Here is a 547-nt window from a genome sequence, read left to right as displayed (position 1 = left end):
GATCACGCCGGAGCTGCGCATGATCATCTACGGCTTCGTGCTTCTCGGCCTCGTGTTCCTGTTTCCGCAAGGCCTCGCGCCGCTGTTCCAGAGCGCGGCCGAACGTATCGCCCGCCTCGGTGGAGCCGGCAAGGAGAAGCACCATGTCGACTGATGTCATGCTGCGCATCGAAGGTCTGTGCAAGAACTACGGCGCCGTGGCCGCACTGCAAGGCGTGGACATCGATGTCCGCCGCGGCGAGGTGATGGGCCTGATCGGACCGAACGGCTCGGGCAAGTCGACGCTCTTCGACTGCTGCACGGGCTTGCAGAAGAGCGACGCGGGCCGGGTGCTGCTCAAGGGCGTGGACATCACGGCCTGGCCGATGAACCGGATCGCTCGCGAAGGGCGCTTCCTGCGCAGCTTCCAGAAGACGGTCGTCTTCCCGACGCTCGATTCGGAGGAGAACCTGGTTCTCGCCGGGCAGATGTCGCGCTTTCCGAGCGTGCTGTCCACGTTCTGGGTCGGGCCGGCCGCCCAGCGGCGCGTGAAGGCGCTGCGCGAGCG

General features: G+C 66.5%; 1 protein-coding gene. It reads left to right on the top strand.

From position 1 onward, the window contains the following. Positions 1-158 precede the first annotated feature (158 nt). Positions 159-547: ATP-binding cassette domain-containing protein (locus tag ACXJ3V_RS20605; RefSeq protein WP_457102218.1), on the top strand; the 389-nt coding region annotated here is incomplete at its 3' end.

This window comes from Microbacterium sp. P5_E9 (assembly GCF_054049175.1).
Note: the sequence above shows the minus strand (reverse complement) of the source record. Positions and strands in the feature narration are given on the sequence as shown.